General features: G+C 52.4%; 28 protein-coding genes and 1 other annotated feature. Of the genes, 17 read left to right on the top strand and 11 right to left on the bottom strand.

What is annotated here, in order from left to right; genetic code table 11:
• The first annotated feature begins 120 nt into the window (after nt 1–120).
• Complete coding sequence (locus DFP95_RS18410; protein ID WP_115994124.1) at nt 121–519, top strand: O-methyltransferase; 399 nt, start codon at nt 121–123, stop codon at nt 517–519.
• Between the two features lie 88 nt (nt 520–607).
• On the opposite strand, the gene DFP95_RS18405 is transcribed toward DFP95_RS18410, so the two are convergent.
• The 3 genes from DFP95_RS18405 to DFP95_RS18395 all read right to left on the bottom strand — a co-directional run bounded on the left by DFP95_RS18405 (nt 608) and on the right by DFP95_RS18395 (nt 2992).
• Nucleotides 608–817: an alpha/beta-type small acid-soluble spore protein gene (locus DFP95_RS18405; protein WP_115994123.1), complete on the bottom strand. Its 210-nt coding sequence runs from the start codon at nt 815–817 to the stop codon at nt 608–610.
• A gap of 96 nt (nt 818–913) precedes the next feature.
• Entirely contained in the window at nt 914–1885 is a 972-nt protein-coding gene (locus DFP95_RS18400; protein ID WP_115994122.1) for a TIGR03943 family putative permease subunit, read from the bottom strand.
• Between the two features lie 18 nt (nt 1886–1903).
• Entirely contained in the window at nt 1904–2992 is a 1089-nt protein-coding gene (locus DFP95_RS18395) for a permease (RefSeq protein WP_245987722.1), read from the bottom strand.
• Nucleotides 2993–3146: 154 nt separating this feature from the next.
• Nucleotides 3147–3404 (top strand) — a binding site (T-box leader).
• Between the two features lie 55 nt (nt 3405–3459).
• On the opposite strand from DFP95_RS18395, the gene trpS reads away from it, so the two are divergent.
• Complete coding sequence (gene trpS / locus DFP95_RS18390) at nt 3460–4458, top strand: tryptophan--tRNA ligase (protein ID WP_115994121.1); 999 nt, start codon at nt 3460–3462, stop codon at nt 4456–4458.
• Here the strand turns inward: trpS and DFP95_RS28960 are convergent, their stop codons facing one another.
• Nucleotides 4459–4632 (bottom strand): DUF5325 family protein, encoded by a 174-nt coding sequence (locus DFP95_RS28960; RefSeq protein WP_181907501.1) that lies wholly within the window; start codon nt 4630–4632, stop codon nt 4459–4461. It abuts the gene before it with no gap.
• Between the two features lie 89 nt (nt 4633–4721).
• Here DFP95_RS28960 and DFP95_RS18385 point away from each other — a divergent pair, with 89 nt between their 5' ends.
• Nucleotides 4722–4925, top strand: a complete 204-nt coding sequence (locus tag DFP95_RS18385) for an alpha/beta-type small acid-soluble spore protein (protein ID WP_115994120.1) — start codon at nt 4722–4724, stop codon at nt 4923–4925.
• A 118-nt stretch (nt 4926–5043) separates the two neighbouring features.
• Here the strand turns inward: DFP95_RS18385 and DFP95_RS18380 are convergent, their stop codons facing one another.
• Nucleotides 5044–6027 (bottom strand): metal-dependent hydrolase, encoded by a 984-nt coding sequence (locus DFP95_RS18380; protein WP_115994119.1) that lies wholly within the window; start codon nt 6025–6027, stop codon nt 5044–5046.
• A gap of 73 nt (nt 6028–6100) precedes the next feature.
• Here DFP95_RS18380 and DFP95_RS18375 point away from each other — a divergent pair, with 73 nt between their 5' ends.
• Nucleotides 6101–6385, top strand: a complete 285-nt coding sequence (locus tag DFP95_RS18375) for a hypothetical protein (protein WP_115994118.1) — start codon at nt 6101–6103, stop codon at nt 6383–6385.
• On the opposite strand, the gene gerQ is transcribed toward DFP95_RS18375, so the two are convergent.
• Both gerQ and DFP95_RS18365 read right to left on the bottom strand, forming a co-directional pair.
• Nucleotides 6375–6860, bottom strand: a complete 486-nt coding sequence (gerQ, locus tag DFP95_RS18370; RefSeq protein ID WP_342768258.1) for a spore coat protein GerQ — start codon at nt 6858–6860, stop codon at nt 6375–6377. The two genes, DFP95_RS18375 and gerQ, sit on opposite strands and share 11 nt — an antisense overlap.
• Before the next feature lie 18 nt (nt 6861–6878).
• Nucleotides 6879–7301, bottom strand: a complete 423-nt coding sequence (locus tag DFP95_RS18365; protein WP_115994117.1) for a cell wall hydrolase — start codon at nt 7299–7301, stop codon at nt 6879–6881.
• 257 nt (nt 7302–7558) lie between these two features.
• Here DFP95_RS18365 and cyoE point away from each other — a divergent pair, with 257 nt between their 5' ends.
• Both cyoE and DFP95_RS18355 read left to right on the top strand, forming a co-directional pair.
• Nucleotides 7559–8419, top strand: a complete 861-nt coding sequence (cyoE, locus tag DFP95_RS18360) for a heme o synthase (protein ID WP_115994116.1) — start codon at nt 7559–7561, stop codon at nt 8417–8419.
• Between the two features lie 6 nt (nt 8420–8425).
• Nucleotides 8426–9142 (top strand): SCO family protein, encoded by a 717-nt coding sequence (locus DFP95_RS18355; RefSeq protein ID WP_115994115.1) that lies wholly within the window; start codon nt 8426–8428, stop codon nt 9140–9142.
• 741 nt (nt 9143–9883) lie between these two features.
• On the opposite strand, the gene DFP95_RS18350 is transcribed toward DFP95_RS18355, so the two are convergent.
• From DFP95_RS18350 to DFP95_RS18340, 3 genes are all read right to left on the bottom strand, one after another.
• Nucleotides 9884–10246: a DNA primase gene (locus DFP95_RS18350; RefSeq protein WP_115994114.1), complete on the bottom strand. Its 363-nt coding sequence runs from the start codon at nt 10244–10246 to the stop codon at nt 9884–9886.
• A gap of 192 nt (nt 10247–10438) precedes the next feature.
• Nucleotides 10439–10528 carry a sporulation protein YjcZ gene (locus tag DFP95_RS18345; RefSeq protein ID WP_115994113.1) on the bottom strand — a complete coding sequence of 30 codons (90 nt, stop codon included), beginning with the start codon at nt 10526–10528 and terminating at the stop codon, nt 10439–10441.
• 155 nt (nt 10529–10683) lie between these two features.
• Complete coding sequence (locus DFP95_RS18340; RefSeq protein ID WP_115994112.1) at nt 10684–11880, bottom strand: MFS transporter; 1197 nt, start codon at nt 11878–11880, stop codon at nt 10684–10686.
• A 174-nt stretch (nt 11881–12054) separates the two neighbouring features.
• On the opposite strand from DFP95_RS18340, the gene DFP95_RS18335 reads away from it, so the two are divergent.
• The 11 genes from DFP95_RS18335 (at nt 12055) to DFP95_RS18285 (ending at nt 23339) form a co-directional block, all read left to right on the top strand.
• Nucleotides 12055–12513 (top strand): hypothetical protein, encoded by a 459-nt coding sequence (locus DFP95_RS18335; RefSeq protein WP_115994111.1) that lies wholly within the window; start codon nt 12055–12057, stop codon nt 12511–12513.
• Between the two features lie 5 nt (nt 12514–12518).
• Nucleotides 12519–13664 (top strand): transglutaminase domain-containing protein, encoded by a 1146-nt coding sequence (locus DFP95_RS18330; protein ID WP_115994110.1) that lies wholly within the window; start codon nt 12519–12521, stop codon nt 13662–13664.
• Nucleotides 13661–15757, top strand: coding sequence for a peptidoglycan D,D-transpeptidase FtsI family protein (locus DFP95_RS18325; RefSeq protein ID WP_115994109.1), 2097 nt, complete (start codon nt 13661–13663; stop codon nt 15755–15757). Before DFP95_RS18330 ends, DFP95_RS18325 begins: the two co-directional genes overlap by 4 nt.
• 187 nt (nt 15758–15944) lie before the next feature.
• Nucleotides 15945–16892: a metal ABC transporter solute-binding protein, Zn/Mn family gene (locus DFP95_RS18320; protein ID WP_115994108.1), complete on the top strand. Its 948-nt coding sequence runs from the start codon at nt 15945–15947 to the stop codon at nt 16890–16892.
• A gap of 16 nt (nt 16893–16908) precedes the next feature.
• Nucleotides 16909–17694 carry a metal ABC transporter ATP-binding protein gene (locus tag DFP95_RS18315; RefSeq protein WP_115994107.1) on the top strand — a complete coding sequence of 262 codons (786 nt, stop codon included), beginning with the start codon at nt 16909–16911 and terminating at the stop codon, nt 17692–17694.
• Nucleotides 17695–17699: 5 nt separating this feature from the next.
• Entirely contained in the window at nt 17700–18653 is a 954-nt protein-coding gene (locus DFP95_RS18310; RefSeq protein WP_115994168.1) for a metal ABC transporter permease, read from the top strand.
• Entirely contained in the window at nt 18650–19534 is an 885-nt protein-coding gene (locus DFP95_RS18305) for a metal ABC transporter permease (RefSeq protein WP_115994106.1), read from the top strand. The genes DFP95_RS18310 and DFP95_RS18305 overlap by 4 nt, the downstream gene beginning before the upstream one ends.
• Nucleotides 19535–19713: 179 nt before the next feature.
• Nucleotides 19714–20454: a Cof-type HAD-IIB family hydrolase gene (locus DFP95_RS18300; protein WP_115994167.1), complete on the top strand. Its 741-nt coding sequence runs from the start codon at nt 19714–19716 to the stop codon at nt 20452–20454.
• 5 nt (nt 20455–20459) lie between these two features.
• The gene (locus DFP95_RS18295; RefSeq protein ID WP_115994105.1) at nt 20460–20945 is read left to right on the top strand and encodes a DUF456 domain-containing protein; all 486 of its coding nucleotides are present in this window, start codon (nt 20460–20462) and stop codon (nt 20943–20945) included.
• A gap of 18 nt (nt 20946–20963) precedes the next feature.
• Entirely contained in the window at nt 20964–21686 is a 723-nt protein-coding gene (locus DFP95_RS18290) for a ThuA domain-containing protein (RefSeq protein ID WP_115994104.1), read from the top strand.
• A gap of 27 nt (nt 21687–21713) precedes the next feature.
• Nucleotides 21714–23339: a putative polysaccharide biosynthesis protein gene (locus tag DFP95_RS18285; RefSeq protein WP_115994103.1), complete on the top strand. Its 1626-nt coding sequence runs from the start codon at nt 21714–21716 to the stop codon at nt 23337–23339.
• On the opposite strand, the gene DFP95_RS18280 is transcribed toward DFP95_RS18285, so the two are convergent.
• A complete protein-coding gene (locus DFP95_RS18280) occupies nt 23270–24568 on the bottom strand; it encodes a DUF2515 family protein (protein ID WP_115994102.1) in 1299 nt (432 codons plus the stop codon). The two genes, DFP95_RS18285 and DFP95_RS18280, sit on opposite strands and share 70 nt — an antisense overlap.
• Nucleotides 24569–24581: the final 13 nt, after the last annotated feature.

The raw sequence follows: 24581 nt of genomic DNA, 5'->3' as shown, positions 1-24581 counted from the left end.
AAATTAAACCAAAATAAGACAAAATGATTGAAATATTCTAATTATTCAATTATACTGAGTCCTAAGTCGTAATAGGTAATACCTAGGAATTATGAGCAATAAGAACAAAGGAGGATAATAATGTCGTTAGAGCAAATTCCTTTAGCTCGTCAGGTGGATGTAGCTTTGGAGAAATTGGGAGGAGAATTGAAAGGGTTGGTCGCGGGTACGATCGTATTGCAAATTCGCGACGACGCGGTCGGCAGATTCGGCATTCGGCACTTACCCGTGGATTGCGGCGAACAGGGGCGAGAAGTCGTCGGCATGACGCCTTCGGAGGTTATGCTACTTAGGAAGCTGGCAGTTGAGGCGCTAAGGCATAAGAACGGATGGACGCATGGAGAAATCTCTTACGATTTCTTGCTGAAGCAAGGCCAAGTCTACGTGAGCGTTCAATTCGAATCCAATTACAACATGGCAAACTTGATGTTTCGGTTTTCTCCGAAAAAGCGGGATCGCAGGGAAGCTTCTAACGAATAAAGCACTACATATCCGTAACGAAAATCCGGCATGCTCTTTGGAGCATGCCGGATTTTCGGGTTTTGCGGCTATTTTCAAGCAAAGATATTTAACGTCCGGCCAATTGCTGTTCGCCCATTTGAACCAAACGGCGGGTAATTTGACCTCCGATGGAGCCCGTCTCACGGGTTAACATGTTGCCGTAGTAGCCGTCACTTGGAATCTGGATGCCAAGCTCCTGCGCGACTTCGAACTTCAATTGCTCCAACGCTTGGGCGGCTTGAGGGACGACGAGAGAATTACGTGAACGCGATGACACTAACGCTCACCTCCTTTGAACGTAGTATGGACGTTATTGGGAGGGCTATGCATTTGTCGGAAGTAATTCCAATAAATACTTTTTTGAATCCGAGCGTTATTCCAAGCCGAAATCCAAATCCTGCGTGACGTAGGGGTCTTCCGGAGGAGAGATCTTGGTAATCTTGGTTACATCGATCTGAATGATCTCGATGTCGTTGTACAAAGCGGTGCTAAGCTTGCCTGTGACGGTCACCCATTCATCCGTTGCAAACTCGCTCGCTTTACCGAACTTCGCCATGACGCCGTAGGGAGAAGCATCCGCGGAGCAACAGGATATCGCAAAGCGACTAACCCCGAACTGCTGCTGACCCATGGAGCCTTCCCGATACACGAAACCGCTGAGTTGTATATTTTTGCCGATAAAAGCGGTTCGGTAAAGATCGAGAGTCGTCAAGGTTTCGATGAACTGTTTATCTGTCACTTGAATCAGATCCTGATCGACGAGCTGTCTGCCGAACCGGGCATAGCTTTCCGTAAATGCGTCAGTCGGGAAAAGGAGATCGAGAGCATCGTCCGATAGCTCCGCTACGGGAATTTCGTCTTCATCGTCCTTCTCTATCGGAAGCTCGATCACCGCGGGATCGATAACGGTCGGGTCGGGCGCAGCTGGCGGAATTTCGGCATAAGGTTTGACGATCTGCTGAGGCGTGAATTGCACGCCTTTGGCGGAAGCCATACTGCTGCCGAGCAAACCGTCAGGTACCGCGAAGCCAATGATCAGAGGCAGGGCGAACCAACCGTACAGAAGCAGGCTCCTGCCCCACGTAGCCGGCATCTCGTGCTGGCAATCGCAGGACGGATCGTGGTTTTTTCCGTCCAACCAAGAGCGGATGGCGGAATAAAACTGCTGGGCAGCTACGGCATATAGACCGAGAGCAGAGCATTTGACGATGAATTGCATCCGGCTGGCAATATAAAGATCGAGATCGCCGGCTCGTACGAGATGGACGATGAAGAATGCGAATCCGGCGAGCAATAGGGCTCTGGCTAAATAATGCATGGCGGTGACGGACGGATGTCTATGCATAGGGTTTATGTCTCCTTTTTATACAAATCCCAGATGATCGAATAAAATGGAACCGAACAGGACTAGCAGGGCTATGAGAATGCCGAATTTCAAAACGAATTTCTTGCGAAAAACCGCGAGCATCATGAGAGTGTTCTTCAAATCGAGCATCGGCCCGAATACGAGGAAAGAAAGCAATGCGGCAGGCGGAAACATATTGTTGAAGGAGGCCGCAACGAACGCGTCCGACGTTGAACAGAGCGATAACGCATAGGCGAAGCCCATCATGAAGAGATGGGAAGGCAATTCATGATCAGCGACGGACGCGAAGGAAGCGCGGGTGACCAAGGTTTGCAGCAATGCGGTGATGAACGAGCCAAGAATTAAATATTTGCCCATATCGAAAAATTCCTCGGCGGCATGACCGGGAGTATCTGCCAATTTCTGCACGACGCTGCCTCCGTGAGAATGAACGTGCCCGTGGTTGTGCGCGTGATTGAGTTCATGCGAATGATCGTGTGCGTGGTTGTGCATGTCCGTAGACCTGAGGACGATAGCGGCTTCTTGTTGGTTTAACGTTTCAGGCTTAAGGGGAGAGCGTTTCATGAAGTAATATAGAATCAAACCAATGGTTACCGATACTACGAATGCCAAATAAAAACGCGAGTAAGCGAGCTCCTTATTCGTGCGGAAGGCGGCGAAGGTCGCCCCGAATACGACCGGATTGATGATCGGTCCGGCAACGATATAGATAATGCCTATGTAAGCGGGAAGCCCCTTGCGGATCAGCCTGCGGACGATGGGGATCATTCCGCATTCGCATAGGGGTAAGATAATGCCGAGCAAGCTGCCGAACAACACTCCCGCGACGGGATTTTTCGGGGTAAGCTTCCGGATGAGCCTGTCCGAAACGAAGGCTTGAAGAAGCGCTGAAACCAAGACCCCGATAAGCAAGAAGGGCAAGGCTTCCAGGATAATGCTAAGAAATACGATTTTGAAATTTTGGAGTTTGGCCGTATCTAAGTTCCAGCGCGACAGATCCCTTCCGAAAAAAATAAGGGCAAGCATCGCCGCGCAAACGACCGTCGCGGCTCCCGTCGCCAGACGCATGATCACGTTGGGCACCATTTCACTTCCTAGTCTATAATAGTAATTGTTACGATTATTATAACGTATGCTTGACCGATAGAGTATAAGAACATGGAAAAAAATCATTCCGATCGTAAAAAAGCATGGATTGACAATCCATTCGCGAGGGGTATAATGAGAAACAAATCAAGTATATTCGGCGATGAAGAGAACAAGTACGCTTGGATGGAGCGCTCCCAGAGAGCCGGTGATTGCTGGAAGCCGGTACGCTTGCCTTGCGGAATGGATCTTGGAGCCGAGAGCGAAACGACGCGCCGGATGAAGTATCGTATATCCTTCCCGCCATGTCCTATGCTCTCCGACTGTTCCCCGTTATCGGAGCTTAAGGTATTGCGAATCGTAAGACTCGCGATACGAATAAGGGTGGTACCACGGCTTTCTCGTCCCTTGCGGAGGAAGGCTTTTTTTGTTTTCCAAAAACTTTAATAAAAAGGGGTTCGTTGACTTTGACCAAACAACGCGTTCTATCCGGCATTCAACCAAGCGGTAAGCTGACTCTGGGGAATTACATCGGAGCGATGAAAAATTTCGTGGCGCTCCAGCACGAGCATGACTGCTTCTTCATGGTCGTCGATCTCCATGCCGTAACGGTGCCGCAGGAGCCGGCCGCGCTTCGCGAGCAAAGCGAAGCCGTTGCCGCATTGTTCGTTGCCGCGGGTCTTGACCCGGCGCAAGCTTCGATCTATATGCAGTCGCATGTACCTGCTCATGCTGAGCTCGGATGGTTGCTGACGACGATGACCTATATGGGCGAATTGGAACGGATGACTCAATTCAAAGACAAATCGGAAGGCAAAGAAGCCGTCGGAGCCGGTTTGTTCGTCTATCCGTCTCTTATGGCAGCCGATATTCTGCTCTACAATTCGAATCTTGTGCCAGTGGGAGACGACCAAAAGCAGCACTTGGAGCTTACTCGCGATTTGGCAGGCCGATTTAACTATAGATACGGAGACACATTCGTCATCCCCGAGCCGTTCATACCGAAAGTCGGAGCGCGGATTATGTCCTTGGACGACGGTACTAAGAAAATGAGCAAAAGCAGCCCGAACGTCGGCAGCTTCATCGCGCTGTTAGACACTCCGGACGAAATTCGCAAAAAAATATCCCGTGCCAAAACGGATCTCGGCCGGGAAATTATTTTCGACGTGCAGAACAAACCGGAAGTCAGCAATCTGATGACGATCTTCGCGCAATGCTCCGGGCAGACGCTCGAGCAGGTCCAAGCCGCCTACGAAGGTCAAGGATATGGCGCTTTCAAGAAGGATTTGGCCGAGGTCGTCGTTCAAGCTATAGAGCCTTTGCAAAGCAAATACGAGGATATTCGGGCATCCGGGGAAATTCATAAGATTTTACGGGACGGGGCGGAGAGGGCTTCCGCCGTTGCGGAGGTTACGTTGCGCTCCGTGAAGGAAGCAATGGGATTCCTGCCGAGGGTCGATCGCTGATTAAGAATTTTTTTTTCTTAATCGCGCTTTAACGACGAAGCCGGTGCCGATCACGGCCACCGTCAAAACGCCGAAAAGAAGCGCCAACCAGCCGTTATGGCTGAGCGAGAAAGTCATCGCGAGCATAAGCGCGATGGAGACGATCGCGAAAAAAAGAGATAAAGTTTTACTCATGATTTCACCTCGCATATTTTTCTTCGTTTCTAGCATACTAAGTTGGCAAGCTTGCAAACCAATCATCTAGGCGAAGGGAGAATTTACTCATGGCGTCAAGTAACCAACTAGTAGTACCACAAGCAAGAGCAGCATTGCAAAGCATGAAGATGGAAGCAGCTCAATCTCTAGGGGTGCAAATCCCGGCAGATGGATATTACGGTAACGTAACATCCCGCGATGCAGGTTCCCTCGGTGGTTATATCACCAAGAAGCTCGTACAAATGGCCGAGCAACAACTATCCGGTCGCTAAGGACTCATAGTCCGGCACCGAAAGCCCGAGGCTAGCCCTCGGGCTTTTCATATTGTGCGCTCACAGGCGACAAACGTCAAGCGGGAAAGCCTTGCGATCAGGGCTTTCCCGCTTTTCGTCAATACGTATTCATCTTTAGTCTTTTTTCCAATCGATCGTCGCTTAACCATCCCACGTATGATTGCAAGGGATTAAAGGACAAGTCCATGAGAACGACGGCTACGAACGGAAATTGCCTGCGGTACCTGTAACGTATATCCACCCACCTAACCTCGTATCCCCAAGTTTGGGGCTTCACGTGCCCGCAGGGGAAAGGCGTGACGGATAGAAATGCTTGTACATCCAGGTGCTGTTTGGATGCCTCTATCGCCGGATGCTCATCGCATTTCAGCACGTCGATCCATTTGAGTCTGCCGTGATCCCATTCTCCGATGCCGTACGTGCAGTCCTTTGAAATTCTGACCAGATTCCAACGGTACAGCGATACGGTAGGCAGCAGACTGTATCTGTCCCCGGCTTGGTATTCCGTATCTTGTTTCGGGATTTTGCGGGACAGCCTTCGGTGAACTAAAGTTCTCCAGCCGTAATAGATGCCCAACATAATATAAAGAACGGGGAATACGACTTGCGGCGTCGCGGCTCCCGATATCCATAACAGAATAGCGAGGAGATGCGTGGAGAAAATAAACGGGTCGAATATGTGGATGATATTCCAGGCGACCCATTGCCTGCTTACGGGGCGAAAGGCTTGCGTTCCGTAAGAATTGAATAGATCAGAGAAAACGTGAACGACGACGGCGAGCAGCACCCAGAAACCGATATGCCACCAAGGGATTTCCCGGAAGAGCAACGATACGACGGTAGTGATCAACGCAGCCCAGCCGATGATGGCCGGAAAAGAATGGGACAGCCCGCGATGATTTTTGATATAATCGGCATTGCTCTTGAATCGAAGCAGTCCGTCCAAGTCCGGCGCGTTGGAGCCGGCGATCGTGCCGATCAGAACGGCAACGGGACCGTAGGCATGAGATGTCACGGCTGGATCTACCATGGCGAGTCCGCCAAGGCCGAGCCCGAATATGAAGTGCGTTCCTGTATCCATAAGCTTAGCCCCCTTATTGCTTTCAGTATGGTCGTCTTAGCTTGAAAATATGAAGGAAAGGGGGGATCAAGGTGTGATTCTCTTCTGTGAATACGTCATACCCGAAACGCATCGCGACGAGTTTGACAAGTGGTTTCGAACCGATGCGATACGATGGAACGGGGTCGAAATTCTCGAAAATACGGGTCAACCCGGAGTATTCGTCGAAATTCGGCGCTGCGGTTCGGCGGCCGAAGCCGCGGAAAAGGAAAAAGAACGTCGCGAGGGACGTTCTTGGGTGGAAATGGAGCAGTGGATCAAGGGAGGAAAGGACGGATTGAGAATTTGGACTTTCCGTCCGCTGGAAATTAGCGAGTAGGAGTGGAGCCGAACGGAAGATTGTAGTTGATCGGCTCGTCGAACGTGATGTAGTCCAAGTTAAGCGTGAGCAATAAGTAGCGCTTGCCCGTAGCCGGGTCGCTGATGATGATATGGTCGCGTCCGGCCGCTTCCAGTACGCCTTTGAATATTTTGGCGTTCCATTCGGAGTTATTCTCATAGGTCATGTATAATGTAGCTACTTTGCCAAGATTCATCCTGAGGATGTTCTCTACATAGGATTCCTCGTTGCCTGGACCTCCTGGGAAAGTCATTCCGCCTTGAGTAATCGCAGCGCCGCTCGGAACCGACGGAGGCATCGAGCCCTGCATCATCATACCGGGCATGGGCATCATGCCCCCTTGGGTACTCATGGGCATCATAGGTTGCATAGCCATCGGCATCATTCCTCCTGATTGGGCAGTCATGGGCATTACTTGGTTCTGCGGGTAAGGCGGCCACTTGTTGTTTAACATCGTAAATCCTCCTTTGAACTAATAAACTGTCGGACAATCCTCTGCGGTCGGCGCGAAGAAGCAGTGCGCTTTGAATCTTCCCGTGTTGGCTTGATCGTACCAAGTGGCCGGGCAGCCTCCCGCGGGACGGAAAAACCACAGAGCGTTTGAAGCAGGACTTTGTCTCTCGCCGTTGACCACGCGCTGCGCCAATCGAACGTCTTTTTCCCTTGCTTTCTGATAAAAGTAGGGCTTCTGTACCGCTTCGAAGCCGCCGGGAGATTGGTATACCATGTTTGGAATGGACCTAATGTTCCTGAAATCCAGACAATTGCCGAGAACGCGGTTAACGCCGACGTTGCCAACCATGAGCATGCCAAGCTCGCCATCGCCCTCGGCTTCGGCGCGCATGAGGCGAGCTAGCATTCTGACATCGTCGCTGTTTGTCTTGATAACGGCCAATTCGCATGCCACCTTTCTTGTAAACCGCCTACGCCTTTTGCTTTGGCATTAGGCAATTGTCGCAATACAGTGTATTTTGAAAGCCCGATTTATGTGACAATGCGAAGTACCGTTTTGTCCCGTCGTTCGCACCTTGTTCACAGGCGGTGGCGATTTGATGAATTCGAAAGAGCGAACATTGTCAATGATTGAAGATATGCGGTATCATTGAACAAACGTCAGGTTATGCCGCTTTACTTGCATAAAGGAGGAACTCCGTGCTTAAAGATCTTGTGGCTTTAACCAAGCCGCGTATTATTCGCTTGAACTTGATCGCGGCTTTCGGCGGTTATTGGGTCGCTTCCAAATGGGACAATATACTCAGCTGGGAATTGCTATGGATGCTTATCGGCTCTGCGTTAACCATGGCATCCGCATGCGTTTTCAATAATTACTTAGACCGCGAGCTCGACATGAAGATGGAGAGAACGCGCGACCGGGCTCTTCCGCAGAACAGAATGACCCCGGGTTTCGTTCTCGGTTATGCCGTCATTCTCGGAATCGTGGGACAGATCGTCCTGTTTGCTTTGGTAAACGTCTTGTCCGGCTGGCTAGGCCTGCTCGGTATGTTCGTTTATGTCGTCGTCTATACGATGTGGCTTAAACGAAGTTCGACTTGGAGCACGTCGATCGGCGGAATTTCGGGCGCGATGCCTCCCGTCATCGGATATTGCGCCGTCAGCAACGAAATCGACGCGGGGGCTTGGATCTTGTTCGCTTTGCTGTTCTTATGGCAGCCGGCCCACTTCTGGTCGCTTGCGATCAGGAGGAAGGAAGAGTACAGGGCGGCCGGCTTCCCGTTATTGCCGGTCGTTAAAGGCGTGACCCGCACGAAGTGGCAGATGCTTCCTTATATCCTGTTGCTGATTCCGGCTAGCGTCCTAATGTACAATTACGATTACGTCGGTATTTACTTCCTTATTTTTTCCGTCGGTATCGCGATAGTTTGGTTTATCCACGCATTATCCGGACTGCGCGCCAAGGATGACGAGAAATGGGCGAAGGCCGACTTCATGATTTCCATCAACTACTTGATGATCATGTTCTTAACGATGATATTGGATACGAACGGGGTGTAGATTCGAATGAGCGAGCGCAAGGACGAGCAACCGCAATCGAGCGTGGAAGGCGTCGATATGCCGTATTCAGCGGATAATAGACCGCAACCGCCTAAATCGTGGCTGAGAAGATACGGTTTTTCTTTAATCGTACTCGGACTATGTATCGTAATGGGATATTACATTATTTTGCAGCAGAATAAGTCGGAAGCCGACGCGACGATGCCGGCGCAAGGGCAAGGGACCGATTTTACTTACGCCGATTCGGACGGGAATAAGGTAACGCTGAGCGATACGAATGGCAAAGCGCGCTTGCTCTACTTCTTCTTCGCTAGCTGCCCGGACGTCTGCCCCCCGACGACGGCGCTAATGTCGCAAGTGCAGGACGAATTGAAAGCGGACGGCGTGTTCGGAAAGGAAGTCGAGTTCTTGTCGGTCACGATCGATCCCGACAACGATACGCCGGAGATTCTGAAGGAATACGCGGATAGGTTCGACGCGGATCCGAGCGGATGGAAGTTCCTGCGCGGCGACAGCCAGCAGGGTACGGCGGATCTGGCTAGGAAGTATCAGATCGATGCAGGCAAGGACAATGACGGCAATTTCTATCATATGAACTTGATCGTGCTGCTCGACAAGAAAGGGCAAATCCGCGATTGGATTAATATCGGTCCTTACACGGAACAAGGCGAGGATAACCTGAAGCCTGCGGATATGGCGAAGAAAATCAAAAGTCTATTATAGAATGAGAAAAACACCCCGCGCCGGGGTGTTTTTTTTGTTTCGCAGGAAAATTAGTATCGCGAGGCTGTACATAAAGCCCTAAAGCTGCTTCGCAGTCAGTCAGTTTCTTCTCGAGCGGAATAGTACCGTCAGGCGGTTACTACTTCGGTAGGTAACGGGAAGTGAGTTTGGGTGATGATGAGCATTCGTTATCATAGCGATGTTATTCAATGTATTTTTGAAGTTTGTTCAAGATGTAAGCCGGATAACGATGGTTTTCATTGCTATTGTTCTAAGTTTGTTCAATTCGGTACAAAATTTTGATGAATAGCGATTTTCTCGATCCTTCTTTGGTTCCAAAACGCCTCAAAGGCTTGAATAAAGATGATTACCATTCTATTTCCTTAGCTTGTTTCCGGTAAATGTAATGCCGAGACGTATTTTTCTTCGAGCGATTACTCGACAGCGGAGACCTAAGCAGTAGCCACCTTGAGGGTGCTATAAGTTCGACAGTCGCTTCTCGAGCGGAATAGTACCCTGGGTTACGGAGGTGCATGAAATATTCGAGTAACAGGGGCGAATTTTATTGGCCGTAGAGGCCGGAGATAGTTCGATTTCGTTACTATTTCGGTTGGGTTCGACGGTAGAGGCCGGAGACCTCATTATTATTTAAGCTAATCAGCCTTTTTTTAGAGTCAAAGTAGGGATGAAGAACGTTATCTACTTGAGTAGTAACCGTCTCGTGGGCATAGCCGTCTAAAATCATTCCTTAGGCGGCCAAGCCGTTGCCGGGTCGGGATAAAGGATGTATTCGTCGAGGCCCGCTTTCTCGAGCTGCTGGATGAGGTATTCCTCCGGTGTGCCCTCGACGCCCATGTAACCCCGACGGGTATAGATATGGTCGGCATCCGGAAATACATCGCGGAGCATTCCTCGTATGCGGCGACCGGATGCATCGTGATCGGTGAACAGATAGACGTGCCGGTTACCTACCGCTTTGCGAAGCGACTCCATGCGATTCGCATTCAATGTACCGAACGTGCAATGGATGGGAACCTCGGGAGAAAGCACGCGCGCGAGGCGGCTCTTGTCGTTCTTGCCTTCTACGATTATGGCTACGTTCATGGCTAATCCTCCGGAGCAAGGGAAATATCGTTTCGTGGTTAACGATTCATCTACTCGCTATTGTACCACCGGTACCGCTTTGTCCAATCATTTTCGTTGAGATAAGCTTGTCCCGTTCTTAGGAAACCGGACGGACGACTGCCAAGGACCGCAAGAAGAAGCGGCCCTCGGCTGAGGGCCAGCAAATAATGCTTAACAAGCTCGAAGTACGATGACGAGCAGAATGAACAGGACGATAACGATTGTCGTGTTCGGTCCGTACCCGCCTGCGATTTGGGACATGTACGTCACCCCGCTACTGTTGCCTTAGATTGGGCCGATTGCCGGTTGCGCCGGCTACCTGGCATAGGCTACATGGCAGGATATGCCCATAACGGCGGCTTGAAGTGTGCGGATACCCAGTTCCTAAATAAATAATCGGCGGAAGGAAAACCCGCTTAATGTCCCGAAGCGGGGGGGATGGACGCGCGCGGGTTCCAATTCGCCCGATAGGACGCTCGGGGAAATAGCAGAGCCAAGGAGATCATAAGCGCGAGAAACGAAAGGAAATAGGGAGAAAAGTGATCTCGTACGGCGCCTGCCGCCACGGGACCCAGGAACGATCCGATCGACAGAGAGATCGACAAAATCGAGAAGGTCCTTCCGTAACGCGTTGGCCCGCTCAACTGGAGAAGGAAGGAGGTCATCGCGGGAAAAATAACTCCTTTCGCCATCCCAATGACGAATAGCAGGCCAAGTAGCGGAATAGGCCATCCGGAAGCTAGTCCGTAATAACAAACCGCCAACAACGATACTCCGATTATCGTTCGGTTATAGGGTAAGTAACGGTTAAGGAACAATAGGCCCAAAGTGACGAGCGCGCCTAAGCTGACAACCGAAAATAATATCCCGGTGCTCATGATCGTAGCTGCGTCGTTGCCTCGAAGGGGGAGCTCGAACGCAAGAATGCCTTGAGCGCAAGCCATGCCGACGGGAAGCGAGAAAATAGCCCATGGAAAACCCTTAGGGACGTTCGCTTCGGTCGTTTCCGTGGGCTTGAGCTTGGGAGCGGGTTTCTTTTTAAACTCCGCTATTTCTTCGGGCGTACGCGCAGGTTCCTTCACGAACCACAGGGATAGAAAACCGGTGAGGAGCAGCACCCACCCAAGTACGGAAAAAGATTGCTTAAACCCGATCGAGGCCGCAAGATAGGCTCCCGCCGCCGGCGAGACGACGGAAGCGATCGTGTGAACGAGCCCGTTGCCAGCCATGAGCTTGCCCTGGTGGATGTGATCTTTGGCTAGTCTTGCAAGCATGGACATGCAAGCCGGGGATAGGAACGCCAGCACGAACCCGCTGATGGAGCGAATATACAGCAGCTGCCAAGGGTCCGTTACCCTCGCTTGAAAAAGCAGGAGGATACCCGCCCCCACTAAGCTGACGGCAATGAAGAACCGGCTTCCGAAACGATCCACGGCGATCCCCGCGATCAAATTACCGGGCAGATGAGTTAAGGAATACATCCCCATGACTAGTCCGATAAACGAGGGGGCAGCCCCCAAAGAGACGGCGAACGGAGTGAGCATGGGGTATTGGGCATGCAAATCGAAGAACGCGACGAACAAAAACAAATAAAGCCAGACGGCGGTTTTCATGGTCCGCTACCTCCTCATGTAGGGGATCCGAGCACCCCTCGTCCGCTTTAGCGGCTTATCCTACTTTTACGTGCCGACCGCCGCGGTTATGACCGTCGTTTACGGGGGTATTATCATTACGGTATAATAGGAATATTGCGAGCTCTGAGCGATAATGGTTATGGGGGAGATTAAATGAGTCTCGATACGGATGCCTGGATTCAGTTCTTGAAGGATCATTGGCTGGTGGTGGTCATCGCCATCGTGGCGATTTTCTTGATCATGAAAGTGGTCAAAACCGTGCTGAAATGGGTATTGGTAGCAGCTATCATCTTAGGTATCGCTACGTATGGCGGGTACAGCGTTGAAGATATCAAGAGCAGGGTTTCCGAGGAAATCGGAGCGATAGGGGACATGGTCTCGGCCGAAGCGAAGGACCAAGCCATCAAAGCGATGGCAGGCGAAGCGAGCGAGGCAACTTACGTGGACAACGCGGACGGCTCCTATTCGATTAAATCCACGAACTTAGAGCTGACCGGAGTTCCGAATTCCGGAGAAGTCACGGTAAAATTTCACGACGCGCCATTAGGTACGTGGAAAATGGAAGGCGCGGTCCGAGAATTCGTCGCTCAAGCGCGAGCTTCGGCTAAGTAAGGCGCATGAGCGGCGGGTGGATAGGTTTCGATGCCAATCTCGTGACTTGGTTGCTGCTCGCGGTGGTCGCGTTTTCCTTGTTCCAGGGAATTAGGCGCGGGGCTTCCGGCTCCGTCAAGCAATTGCTATATTTTCTTGCAGGCGCTTTGGCGGTCGTCATATCCGTCGTTTTATCGGCGCTGGCGGCTTCGGAGTTCTCGCCTCGGTTACAGGAATGGCTAATCGGGCGCAATATGGCTCGTCCGGAGCCCGATGCTTCCTTTTTCGCTCAGTTCGGCTACACGGCTCTTTCGGGTATCAGGGATTTGCCTTTGCTGCGCTTTTCCATATTGTTTCTTGTGTTTCATACGATCATTCGACTATTGATCGGATTCGCGGCGAGAATGCTTGCATCCGTCGTATCCATTCCTTTTAGCGTTCTGCCTTCGGGAGGAACCGTAAGCCGATCGGTCGGCGGGTTCATCGGCACCGCGCTCGGGACAGGCAGGGCTTTATTGTTGACGGCCTTGCTATTCGCCTATTGCGCGTTGTTCCCGCAAGGCCCGATGAAGAGTTATATCGAAAGCTCGGGCCTTTACAAGGAAGTGGCCGCGCAAGTCATCCGCCCGGCAACGGGCAACCTTATCGAGGATAAGCTTCCCGTCTTCGCGGAGGCGATGTCGAGCGAGCTTGACCAGCTATGGTTGAAGCGTTATGACGTCATCGACGCGGAATTACCGGACGACATCGTGAACGCCGCCTTAACCGTCACCGAAGGCAAAACCGGAGACGAGGAGAAGGCGCGGGCACTGTACGATTGGGTCGGAAGCAGGATTACTTACGACAATGATAAGGTTCGGGCTTACGAGGACGAAGGGGATTGGCGAGAGCAGAATCCCGCCCATACTTTCGCAACCCGCAAGGGCGTATGCATCGATTACGCCCGACTATTCGCTTCGATGGCAAGAGCGGCGGGGTTGGAAGCGCGAGTCGTTACGGGACTCGGCTATGACGGACGCGGAGGTTACGGGCCTCATGCATGGAACGAAGTATATTTGGGCGAGCATCAAAGATGGGTTCCATTGGATCCGACATGGGCAAAGACTGGCAATTGGTTCGATTCTCCGGGCTTTACCGACACGCATATACAGCAAGGGGGAATAACCGGATGAGCGGTAACTTAACGGAAGAAGCCCAGAAAAGAGAAATTAGAAATCGGAGGCATTTCAGCTTCCGCCTTAACGTCTTTTTCTTTATTACGTTTTTCGTATTTTCCACGTTAATCGTGCGCTTGGCGTATTTGCAATTCGTGGAGGGAGATTCCCTAAGAGCCAAGGAACATGCGAACGGGACCAGACCGGTTTCCGTGCCGCCGATTCGGGGCAATATTTACGATTCCGAGCATGTCGCATTGGCATATTCCATGTCGACTCAATCGTTGTACTATACTTTCGATAACAAAATGTCCGAAGATGAAGGTAAAGCGCTCGCCCAGAGGCTTGTCGACGTATTTAACGAGCTTGGAGAGAAAACCGAAAAGCCGCTCACGGCGAAAGAAGTGTTCACATACATGGATTTCAAGGGGAAGGTCAATTTCTCCTACCAGCCGCGCCGGATCAAGTCGGGTTTAACCAAAGAGGAAATCGCGTATTTCTCGGAGCATCGCCAGCAGTTTCCCGGATTAGACGTCGTCGAGGAAAGCATTCGGCAATACAATCCGGAAAAGGTGGCCGTGCAATTGGTCGGTTACATGAAGAAAATGAGCGGGGCGACATCGCTCGATAAATATAAGGATATCAACGCGGACCAACCCGATAAAACGCTTGAATATTTGAAGTCGGAGGAAGTTGGGTTCGACGGGCTTGAATATATGTTCCAAGACGAGCTGCGGGGGCGGAACGGAGTCAAGGAATACCCGGTCAATAACCAAAGCGAGATTATCGGTCCCATGAAGCTGACTAAGCCCGTCAAAGGCGATAATATTATCCTCACGATCAACAAAGACGTCCAGTTGGCGACGCAAAGAGCGATAACGGAGCATTTGGCGAAAATCCGCAGCTCTTCGAACGAACAAGAGCGCGCGCCGAACGCGAAAACCGGATACGCGGTCGCGATGGAAGTGAAGACGGGCAAAATCGTCGCCATGGCAAGCATGCCCGACTACGATCCGGACGTATGGCAAGGCGGTATCAGTCCCGAGGAATTGGAAAACATTAATTACTACATGAGCAATGGCGCCATTAGGGACGTTCAGCCCCCTTACAAGGACGACAAGGAACGGATGAAGCATCCTTCCTCGCTAGTGAACCTTGGATCGACGCAGAAGCCTCTGACCATCCTGCTCGGACTGAACGAGAAGCTCATTACGACAAACTCGACGTTCGATGATCCCGGCTATTTCGCTTTCGGGGGCAAGGGTCACGAGACTCGCGTTCGCAATGCGGGCAGCAAGGCGAACGGAACGTTAACACCGACTACGGCGATCGCCAAGTCATCCAATGCGTTCATGGCCGGAATGGTCGGGAACAAATTGTACTTGCGCGATGGAGATAAGGGCGTAGACATTTGGGACAGCTACATGAAGCAGTTCGGTTTAGGAGTAACGACTGGAAGCGGGTTGCCGCATGAGTCGAGCGGGAGTATCAACTATTACAAGGAAATCAAGAACGGAAGCTCGCAATCCGCGCTCGTGTACGCTTCTTTCGGCCAGCAGGCTAGGTATTCCGCCTTGCAGCTCGCGCAGTACGCTTCTACCTTAGCGAATCGCGGCAAGCGGATGAAGCCGCAGTTCGTCGATAGAATCGAGGATACCGACGGCAAGCTCGTTCAGCCTTTCCAATCGGAGATTCTGAACACGGTCAGCTTCCCTAAAGCTTACTGGGAGACGATCGAGTCCGGAATGGCGCAGGTTAGCGTGCAAGGCTTCGAGGGGTTCGGATATGATTTCCGCCGGAAAACGGGAACGTCGGAGCAAGACGTCGGAGGCGGGCGAGTCGAGAATGCGGTATTTATCGCTTATGCCCCGGCGAAGAATCCAACGCTAGCCGTCGCCGTCGTCGTGCCGGAAGGCGGGTACGGCGGTTGGGGAGCAGCTCCGATCGCCCGCAAAATATTCGATGCGTACGATGCCAAGTTCGGACTGGACGGCACTCCCCACGCTCCTGCGAATAACCAGAACGCAACCAATGGCGCGGTTAACGACCAAGCTAACGCCAATGTTCCCGTTAATGGGGACGTCGGCGGTCAAACGGTCAACGAGGAGTAAACATTTGCCCGAAGAGATATCGTAAACTTGCCGCCCCTTAAAATGGGCGGTTATTTTTTGTGAAATATGTTGCATCAAGTAAACATTTTTGTATATTATAAAAAAATAAGCATAAGGGAAAGTATTCGTCTTCACGACAACACATTTGTTCATAGGCAATTACAAGCAAAGGGAGAGGAACATTTCTATGAAGAGAGGTAAAGCATCGTCCCTTAAACGATTATTATGGGTCCTTATATTTCTAACGGGTACAACGACGATATTGGCAGGGTGCGGGGCGAGCCGTGACGCATTCAAGGAAGAAGGGAAATTGCATGTGACCGCGACGATCGGAATGATCGCGGACGTGGCTCAAGAAGTAGGCGGAGACCGGGTAGAGGTCGTCGGACTGATGGGGCCGGGCGTGGATCCACACTTATACAAGGCATCCCAAGGGGATATCGCCAAGCTTGAAGACGCTGCAATGATTCTCTACGGCGGACTGCATCTGGAAGGCAAGATGACGGAAATATTCGAGAAAATGGCCAAGAAGAAAACGGTGGTCGCAGTCACGAAGAATATCCCGGAACGGCAATTGAGGGAAGTAGCGGCGGGAACGCACGATCCGCATGTGTGGTTTAACGTCAGGCTATGGATGAGCGCCACGGAGACGATCAGAGACGCTCTCGTCGAGAAGGATCCGGACAACGGAGCCGAATACGAGGCGCGCGCGGAGGCTTATCTGGGCAAGCTGGAGGAGCTTGATCAATACGCCAAGGATCAAATCGCGACGATACCGAAACAAGGACGGGTCATGGTCACGGCGCATGACGCCTTCGGTTATTTCGGAGATGCTTACGATATCGAAGTCGTCGGCTTGCAAGGCATTAGCACGGCGGCGGAATACGGCTCCAAGGATGTGACCGGCTTGAGGGATATGTTGGTGGAGCGCGGAGTAAAAGCCGTATTCGTGGAATCCAGCGTACCTAAGAAGTCTATCGAAGCCGTTATCGAAGGCGCCAAGAAGCAGGGTCATGACGTGAAAATCGGCGGGGAGTTATTTTCCGACGCGATGGGCAAGGCCGGAACGGCCGAAGGAACATATATTGGGATGGTTAAACATAACGTCGACACGATCGTCGGCGCTTTGAAATAGGAAGGAGCGAATAAACATGACTACGAATTCTCGATTATCGCCATTATCCGTTACGAATCTTACCGTTGCGTATCAGAAGAAGCCGGTCGTCAGGAACGTGACTTTCGAAGTGGCCGAAGGGGAACTCATTGGAATCATCGGTCCCAACGGCGCGGGTAAATCGACTTTAATCAAAGCCATATTGGGTTTACAACCCGTGTTAACCGGGGAAACGCTCGTCTATGGTAAACCGTATAAGTCGCAACGCAAATTGGTTGGATATGTCCCGCAACGGGAGTCGGTCGACTGGGATTTCCCAACGAACGCCTTGGACGTCGTTATGATGGGAAGATACGGCCATTTGGGTTTGCTTAGACGACCCGGGGCCAAAGAAAGAGCGATCGGAATGGAATGCTTGTCCAAGGTCGGGATGGCCGACTTCGCCGGACGGCAAATCAGCCAGTTGTCGGGAGGACAGCAGCAGAGGGTGTTCCTCGCTAGAGCATTGGCTCAGGACGCCACGCTGTACTTCATGGATGAACCGTTCGCAGGCGTCGACGCGGCGACGGAGAAGGCGATCATCACGTTGTTAAACGAGCTGAAGAAGCAGGGGAAGACCGTGCTCGTCGTTCACCACGATCTAGCTACGGTGGATCAGTATTTCGATTCCGTGATGCTGATCAACGGAGAAATGATCGCTTACGGGCCTACGGCCACGACATTTACCGAGCAACGCTTGCAGGAAGCTTACGGCGGGCGGTTGACCTTCATCAAGAGCCATCAAGCGGAAGAGCCAGCGGCGACCGCGAGAGCGGGACGGTGAGCGGAATGCTGAATTTATTCACGGATCCGAACCTGCAATGGATATTGATTGGAAGTATGCTGCTTGGTTTAAGTACCGGAGTCATCGGTACCTTCGCATACTTAAGGAAGCAAAGCTTGATCGGGGATACGCTAGCCCATGCGGCGTTGCCCGGCATTTGCATCGCCTTTATGCTGACCGGAGTCAAGTCGGTCGGATACTTCATGATCGGAGCGATCGTCGCGGGCATGATCGCGACGGTGGGAATCAGTTGGATCACCCGACATTCGCGAATTAAACAGGATGCCGCAATGGGCATCGTTCTTTCCGTTTTCTTCGGATTAGGCATCGTGCTTCTAACGCAAATCCAGCATAGCTCCTATGGGAACCAAAGCGGACTCGATAAGTTTCTGTTCGGTCAGGCGGCATCGATGACGGCAAGCGACGTCTATACGATGACCGGCGTCGCGGTGCTGCTCATCGTCGCTTGCGCGTTGTTGTTCAAGGAATTCAAGCTGATCAGCTTCGATTCGGGTTACGCGAGAGGACTTGGATTTTCGGTGACCGCGCTCGAGCAGCTGTTGTTATGGCTCGTCACGGTAGCCGTGGTCGTAGGCATCCAAGCGGTAGGCGTAGTCCTAGTAGCGGCTTTGCTTATCACTCCCGCAGTATCGGCCCGATATTGGACCGATCGCTTGGGCGTCATGACCGTTCTCTCCGGCTTGTTCGGGGCTCTAAGCGGGGCGATCGGAACATGGATCAGTGCCGGAACGGATCAATTGCCGACAGGGCCGCTTAGCGTATTGACCGCCTCCGCGTTATTCGTGGCTTCGGTGCTGTTCGGGCCGCGCAGGGGCATCGTGGCTAAGATCGTACGTCGATACTCCGCGAAGAAGGAATGGGCAGCCGAGAACGGAGCCGAGAGCCTACCGGAATCAAAGACCGGCTCTTCCGTAAAGGATAGGGAGGTGTCGGCATGAGCGGCTTCTGGATTATGGTTACCGGGGCGCTTGTCGCCTCTTGCTGCGGCATATTGGGCTGCTTTCTTATTTTGCGCCGCATGGCGCTCGTCGGGGATGCCATTAGTCATTCCGTGCTGCCCGGTATCGTAATCGCGTTCTTGGTCAGCGGATCCCGCGATTCCGTATTCATGCTGTTCGGAGCGGCCATCATCGGCTTCGTAACGGTGTTCTTGATCCAGCTGTTTCAGAACAGCGGCGTCCAAGGAGACGCTTCGATCGGGGTCGTGTTCACCTCGTTATTCGCCGCCGGCGTTCTGCTGATAAGCTTAAACGCAAGTCAGGTCGACTTGGACTTGGACTGCGTGTTATATGGGGAAATCGCCTATGTCCATTGGAATCAACTGATGATTAACGGGGTAGAAGTCGGACCTAAAGCGGTGTGGCTGCTCGGAATAACTTTATTTCTGATCGTCGCCGTTATCGGCTTATTCTACAAGCAATTTAAGCTATGTGCTTTCGATCCGGCATTGGCCGCGGCCATCGGAATTCCCGTTGCTTTATTCCATTACGTTTTGATGGGCTTGGTATCGATGGCAACCGTAAGCTCTTTCGAGAGCGTCGGCGCGATTCTGGTCGTCGGACTGCTCATCGTACCGCCGGCGACCGCTTACCTGCTAACGGATCGCTTGGGGACGATGATCGGTTTAAGTCTCGTCATCGGCGTGATTAGCTCGATTGCCGGATATTATACGGCGGCGGTATTGGACGCATCGATCGCGGGGTGCATGGTTTGCGTGGCGGGCGTGCTGTTCTTGCTTGCGTTCCTCTTCTCGCCGTCGCATGGCCTTGTCGTCCGCAAGCTTCGTCAACGGGCATCAACCGCTCGGGAAGCTTATTAAATGATTAACGATAGAGACTTTGCCCCCTTAGAGTGAGGGGGCAAAGTTTCTTTTTTGTTTACGTGCAAGAAAGCGAGCTTAACTAAAATTTAATTCGGGCGTCAAAATGTGATAGAATGACGTTGGATTGAGGAACGGAACACCGCAGCAGGGAGTGGAATGAACAAGTGGATTACCAGATGGGGAAATATCGACTATTGGCTCTTGATTTGGACGGAACGCTGTTGAACGACCGCAGCGAAATTAGCGCTACCAATCTAGAATGGGTTAAACGCGCCGTCGATGCCGGCGTTACGGTTTGCGTATCCACGGGGCGCGGATTTCAGAGCGCGCTTCCTATTGCCGAGCAGATGAACTTGGACACTCCCATGATCACGGTCAACGGGGGCGAAATTTGGACGAAGCCGCATTCCATACATCGGCGTACTTTGCTTGATTCGGGCATAGTCATGAGACTCCACGCCTTGGCGGAGAAACACGATGTTTGGTTCTGGGCTTACAGTACCCAGGATATTTACAACAAAGAACGTTGGATCGGCGACACGATAACGACTCATTGGCTTAAATTCGGCTACTATACCGAGAATTTGACGGTACTTAACGAAATTCTTCAAGAGATTCAAACATGGGACGGTCTAGAGCTTACCAATTCGTCCCCCTTCAACATAGAGATTAACCCGATAGGCGTTTCCAAAGCTTCGGCGCTGGAGGAAGTGTGTCGAATGCTGGGATACGACATGTCCGAAGTCGTCGCAATAGGGGACAGCTTGAACGATATCGCGGCAATCCGGGCAGTCGGATTAGGCGTAGCGATGGGTAACGCGCAAGAGGAAGTCAAAGCGGCTGCCGACGTCGTCACCGGAAGCAATCAAGAGAACGGGGTCGCCGCGGCGATACAAAAATACGTACTTAGGACGTGATTTCGGTGGACATACTGGGCTGGATCCTCATATCCGTATTGTTCGCGGTCGGAATGGCGGGGGCGATCTATCCGATATTGCCGGGAGCGCTAGCCATTTACGCCGCTTTTTTCGTGTACGGTTGGTTTTTCTCGTTCGAGCCGTTCGGCTTTTGGTTCTGGAGCATCCAGACGATTATCGTCGTCGTGCTATTCGTCGCGGATTATATGGTGAACGCCTGGGGGGTCAAGAAATTCGGAGGATCCAGGGCGTCGGTCATCGGAAGCACGATCGGAATTCTCATCGGTCCGTTCGTCATTCCCGCGTTCGGGTTAATCATCGGGCCTCTGGCAGGAGCTATCATAGGAGAGCTGATCCATGGCTCCGATATGGGTCGAGCCGTCAAAGTAGGCTGGGGCTCGCTCGTCGGATTATTCAGCAGTATGGTCGTCAAGATCTTCCTGCAGGCGGCCATGATCGGCATTTTCGTCATATGGCTTGTCGCCCATTAAAGCGAAGGAGAGATGGCAATGGTACGCGTAACCGTATGGAACGAGTATAAGCACGAGCAAATTCACGACGAGGTGCGCAACGTATATCCGAAAGGTATACATGCCGCGATAGCGGAAGGCTTGGAGGCCGCGGAAGAGGATTTTATCGTTCGCACGGCCACGCAACCGGAACCGGAGCACGGACTGACGCAGGAAGTTCTGGATTCCACCGACGTGCTGATCTGGTGGGGGCATATGGCCCATGACGAGGTGGACGACAACATCGTTAATCGCGTTCACGAGCGCGTTCTGAACGGCATGGGTTTAGTCGTCTTGCATTCCGGTCACTTCTCGAAAATATTCAAGAAGCTGATGGGCACGGGCTGCGACTTGAAATGGCGCGAAGCGAACGAGAAAGAGCGCATCTGGACCGTGGATCCTTCCCATCCGATCGCGCGGGGCATTCCGGAGCATTTCGAATTGAAGCCGGAAGAAATGTACGGTGAGCACTTCGATATTCCCGCGCCGGACGAGCTCATCTTCGTAAGCTGGTTCGAAGGCGGAGAAGTGTTCCGAAGCGGCTGCACGTTCCGTCGCGGCCAAGGCAAAATTTTCTACTTCCGACCAGGACACGAGACATATCCGACTTACTACCATCCGCTCGTACGACGCGTTATTGCGAATGGCGCGAAATGGGCGGCTCCGTCCGGCGCGGCGCGTCCCGTAAGAGGCAATCATCAACCGCTTGAAACGATAGGCTAATACAATCATACCTAACGAGGTTTTCCCTTGAAAAAAGACACGTTACTTAAAGGAACGCTCATTCTGGCGGCAGCCGCGCTGATCGCGAGGGCGCTCGGAATTTTTCAGCGGGTTCCGCTGGATTACTTCATGAACGAAGTTGGAAACGGCTATTTTACCGTAGCTAACGGAGTGTATTTACTTTTGCTTGTCGTTGCGACCGCCGGTATTCCAAGCGCCGTCAGCAAGATGGTGTCCGAGCGCTACGCGCTCGGAAAAATCAATGAGGCGCAGCAAGTGTACCGAGCCGCGCTTTTGTTCGGAGCGATTGCCGGCGTCGTGATCACGCTCGGCATGTTCCTGCTTGCGCCCGTTATTGCCGGACCTATTCTGCATGAACCTGACGCGGAATTGGCCATCAAGGCGATAGCCCCGTCCTTGCTCTTATTCCCGGTTATCGCCATGATGAGAGGTTATTTCCAAGGCCGCCACTTCATGGCCGCCGGCGGCATCTCCCAGATCATCGAACAGATCTTAAGAGTCCTGGCCGCCGTTGTGATCGCCTATGCGGTATACTCGGCGAATCCGCTCAACGATAAAGGTATTGCGGCCGGAGCGTCTCTGGGGAGCGTCCTCGGCAGCATAGGAGCATTCATAGCGATGCTCTACTATGCTCGGAAGCTGAAGGCCAGCGACCGCGCGGAGAAACAGAAGAACAACGATGCTTCGAGACGCCTGAGATTGCGAGCGATCTACCGCGAGCTGTTTCGACTATCCGTTCCTATCGTCATGACGGCCGTGACGGTCCAACTTCTCTACACGCTGGATAATATGATGGTCAAATCTTTGACCCGGGGATATTTCGATCCCGACGTCATCAACCATTGGTGGTCGGCGCTCGGCATGAAGGCGCAATCGATCGCGGGTATTCCGGTTATTATCGCAGTTGCGTTAAGCCAGTCCATTATTCCGATCATTTCCTCCGCGCATGCGACCGGAGACCGGGATCGCGTAGGGCATCAGGCATCGTTGGCGGTAAGGATCGCGCTTTACAGCGGAATGCCGGTCGTGCTAATCCTCGGCGTAGGCGCCCACAGCGTTAACGGATTCCTATTCGAGAGCGCGGACGGGAGCGGGATCGTTGCCATGCTGACGCTTGGAACGCTGTTTCAAGTCGGCATGATGGTCACGAATTCCATCCTGCTCGGAATCGGCGAACCGAAGAAAGCGACGATGCATGCCGTTAGCGGCGTGTTGATCAAAATCGTGCTTAGCTTTGCCTTGGCGCCGTTTTTCGGAGTATACGGAATCATCGCGGCGACTACGGTCTGCTTCATATGGGCCGTAACCTTTAATATTTTGAGCTTGCGCAAGAGATCGAAGTTCAAGTTGCTCGGCAACCGTTGGTCCGGATTCGTTATGACGACGGTGACCGTCGCGGTCGGAATCGCGTTCTCCGAGTGGTTGGTATTGACGATTTGCTCCGGGTTGCCGGACAAGCTGGCGTATTTTCTCTCGTGTTGCGTAATGGGAGGAGTACTCATCGTCCTGTATCCGTTGCTGCTCGTGTACTTGCGCGTCATCACCGCGGAGGAGATCGCCACTTATCCGCGTCCTGTCCGCAAGCTGCTGGCGCCGTTCATTAAGCTTCGCTCGAGAAGAACGGCCGCTTGAAGCTTGTTCTGCCCGAAAACATGCTCATGAGTCATATCCACGACGCGCGGGAGCTTGATCGATTTCAAGTAACGAAGCGGATCCGACCCGTCGAGCCAATCGTGCTTCGAAGCGGTTACGAACGGTTGATCGGTCCAAGCATCGCTTAATGCGGGGCTAAACCACATTGATGGCTGCAGAGAGCCGACGCATTTGTCCGTTAACGCGGGCGAGGCGTCGGCTTTCCCTTTTCTATCGGGCGTGAATCTTCCGGGCCAATAATCTTGGCGCGAGCCCGTATGCGCGACTTCGGCTGCGAAGGCCGTCACTCCGCGCAGAACCTCCGGATAACCGAATAAAATGCCGTACAGGCATTTGCCGAATTCGATTCTCTCCCGCAAGTCCTCGAAATGCTCCAGCACCCTTCCGACCAATCTCGGCGGAATTCCCGGATCGGCTTCCCATCGTTTTGCGCTCCGGAGAGGAAATACGATCTGATTCAATTGCAGCAAAGGCTGGCTGCGAAAGGTCAACGTATCGAAGACTGAATGCTTATAAAAATCGTCTTCGACCACTCGAGACTGAATATAATGCTGTTCGTTAACGATAAGGGCTTCGGTCAGGAGAACGGAATTGCCGTCCAGACGGAATCGATCCCAGAATGGTCGCATGAAGGCCGATACTCCGAACCGGCTAAGCAGATGGGATAAACCGCGTCCGGCGCGCTTGCTCTCGGAGTAGAGTCTCAATTGGGGGTAGGCATCACCGAAGATGAGGGAGTTGCAAGCTTCCAGCAGCTTGAATATCGAGTTTGCCATCCGTTCATCAAGCAACTGGGGAAGCCACTGGCCTCTCAGGTCCGTCATGCTCCAACCTCCGTTTCGCGACACCATATGGGCCAGCAATGCCCAGTGAAGCTCGGGATGACTGGCGAATATTCGCCAGTAAGCTGCCGTTCGGGTGACGTTGTTCAAATTGAGCGCAGCGGTTTCCTCCAGGATGCGGCGGCATATCCGATCGTCATCCTCTTCATATCCTCCGTTAGTGGGGGAGTTAGGCAGCTCGGGAGGCTTGATCGAGCCGACTAATCGGCCTGCCAGTTCGGAATCAACCTCGAGCTTAAGCCTCCTGCGAGTGAGCCGATATGAATACCATAAGCCGGTCGCTTTACTCGCGAATCCCGACAATAATTGCCCGGATACGCGCATAAGCGAGGATATTGTATTTTTTCCTTCGGGCTGTTTTTTCACCGGATCGAGACTC

This window comes from Cohnella lupini, assembly GCF_003386205.1.
In the GTDB taxonomy this organism is placed as follows: domain Bacteria; phylum Bacillota; class Bacilli; order Paenibacillales; family Paenibacillaceae; genus Cohnella; species Cohnella lupini.
Note: the sequence above shows the minus strand (reverse complement) of the source record. Positions and strands in the feature narration are given on the sequence as shown.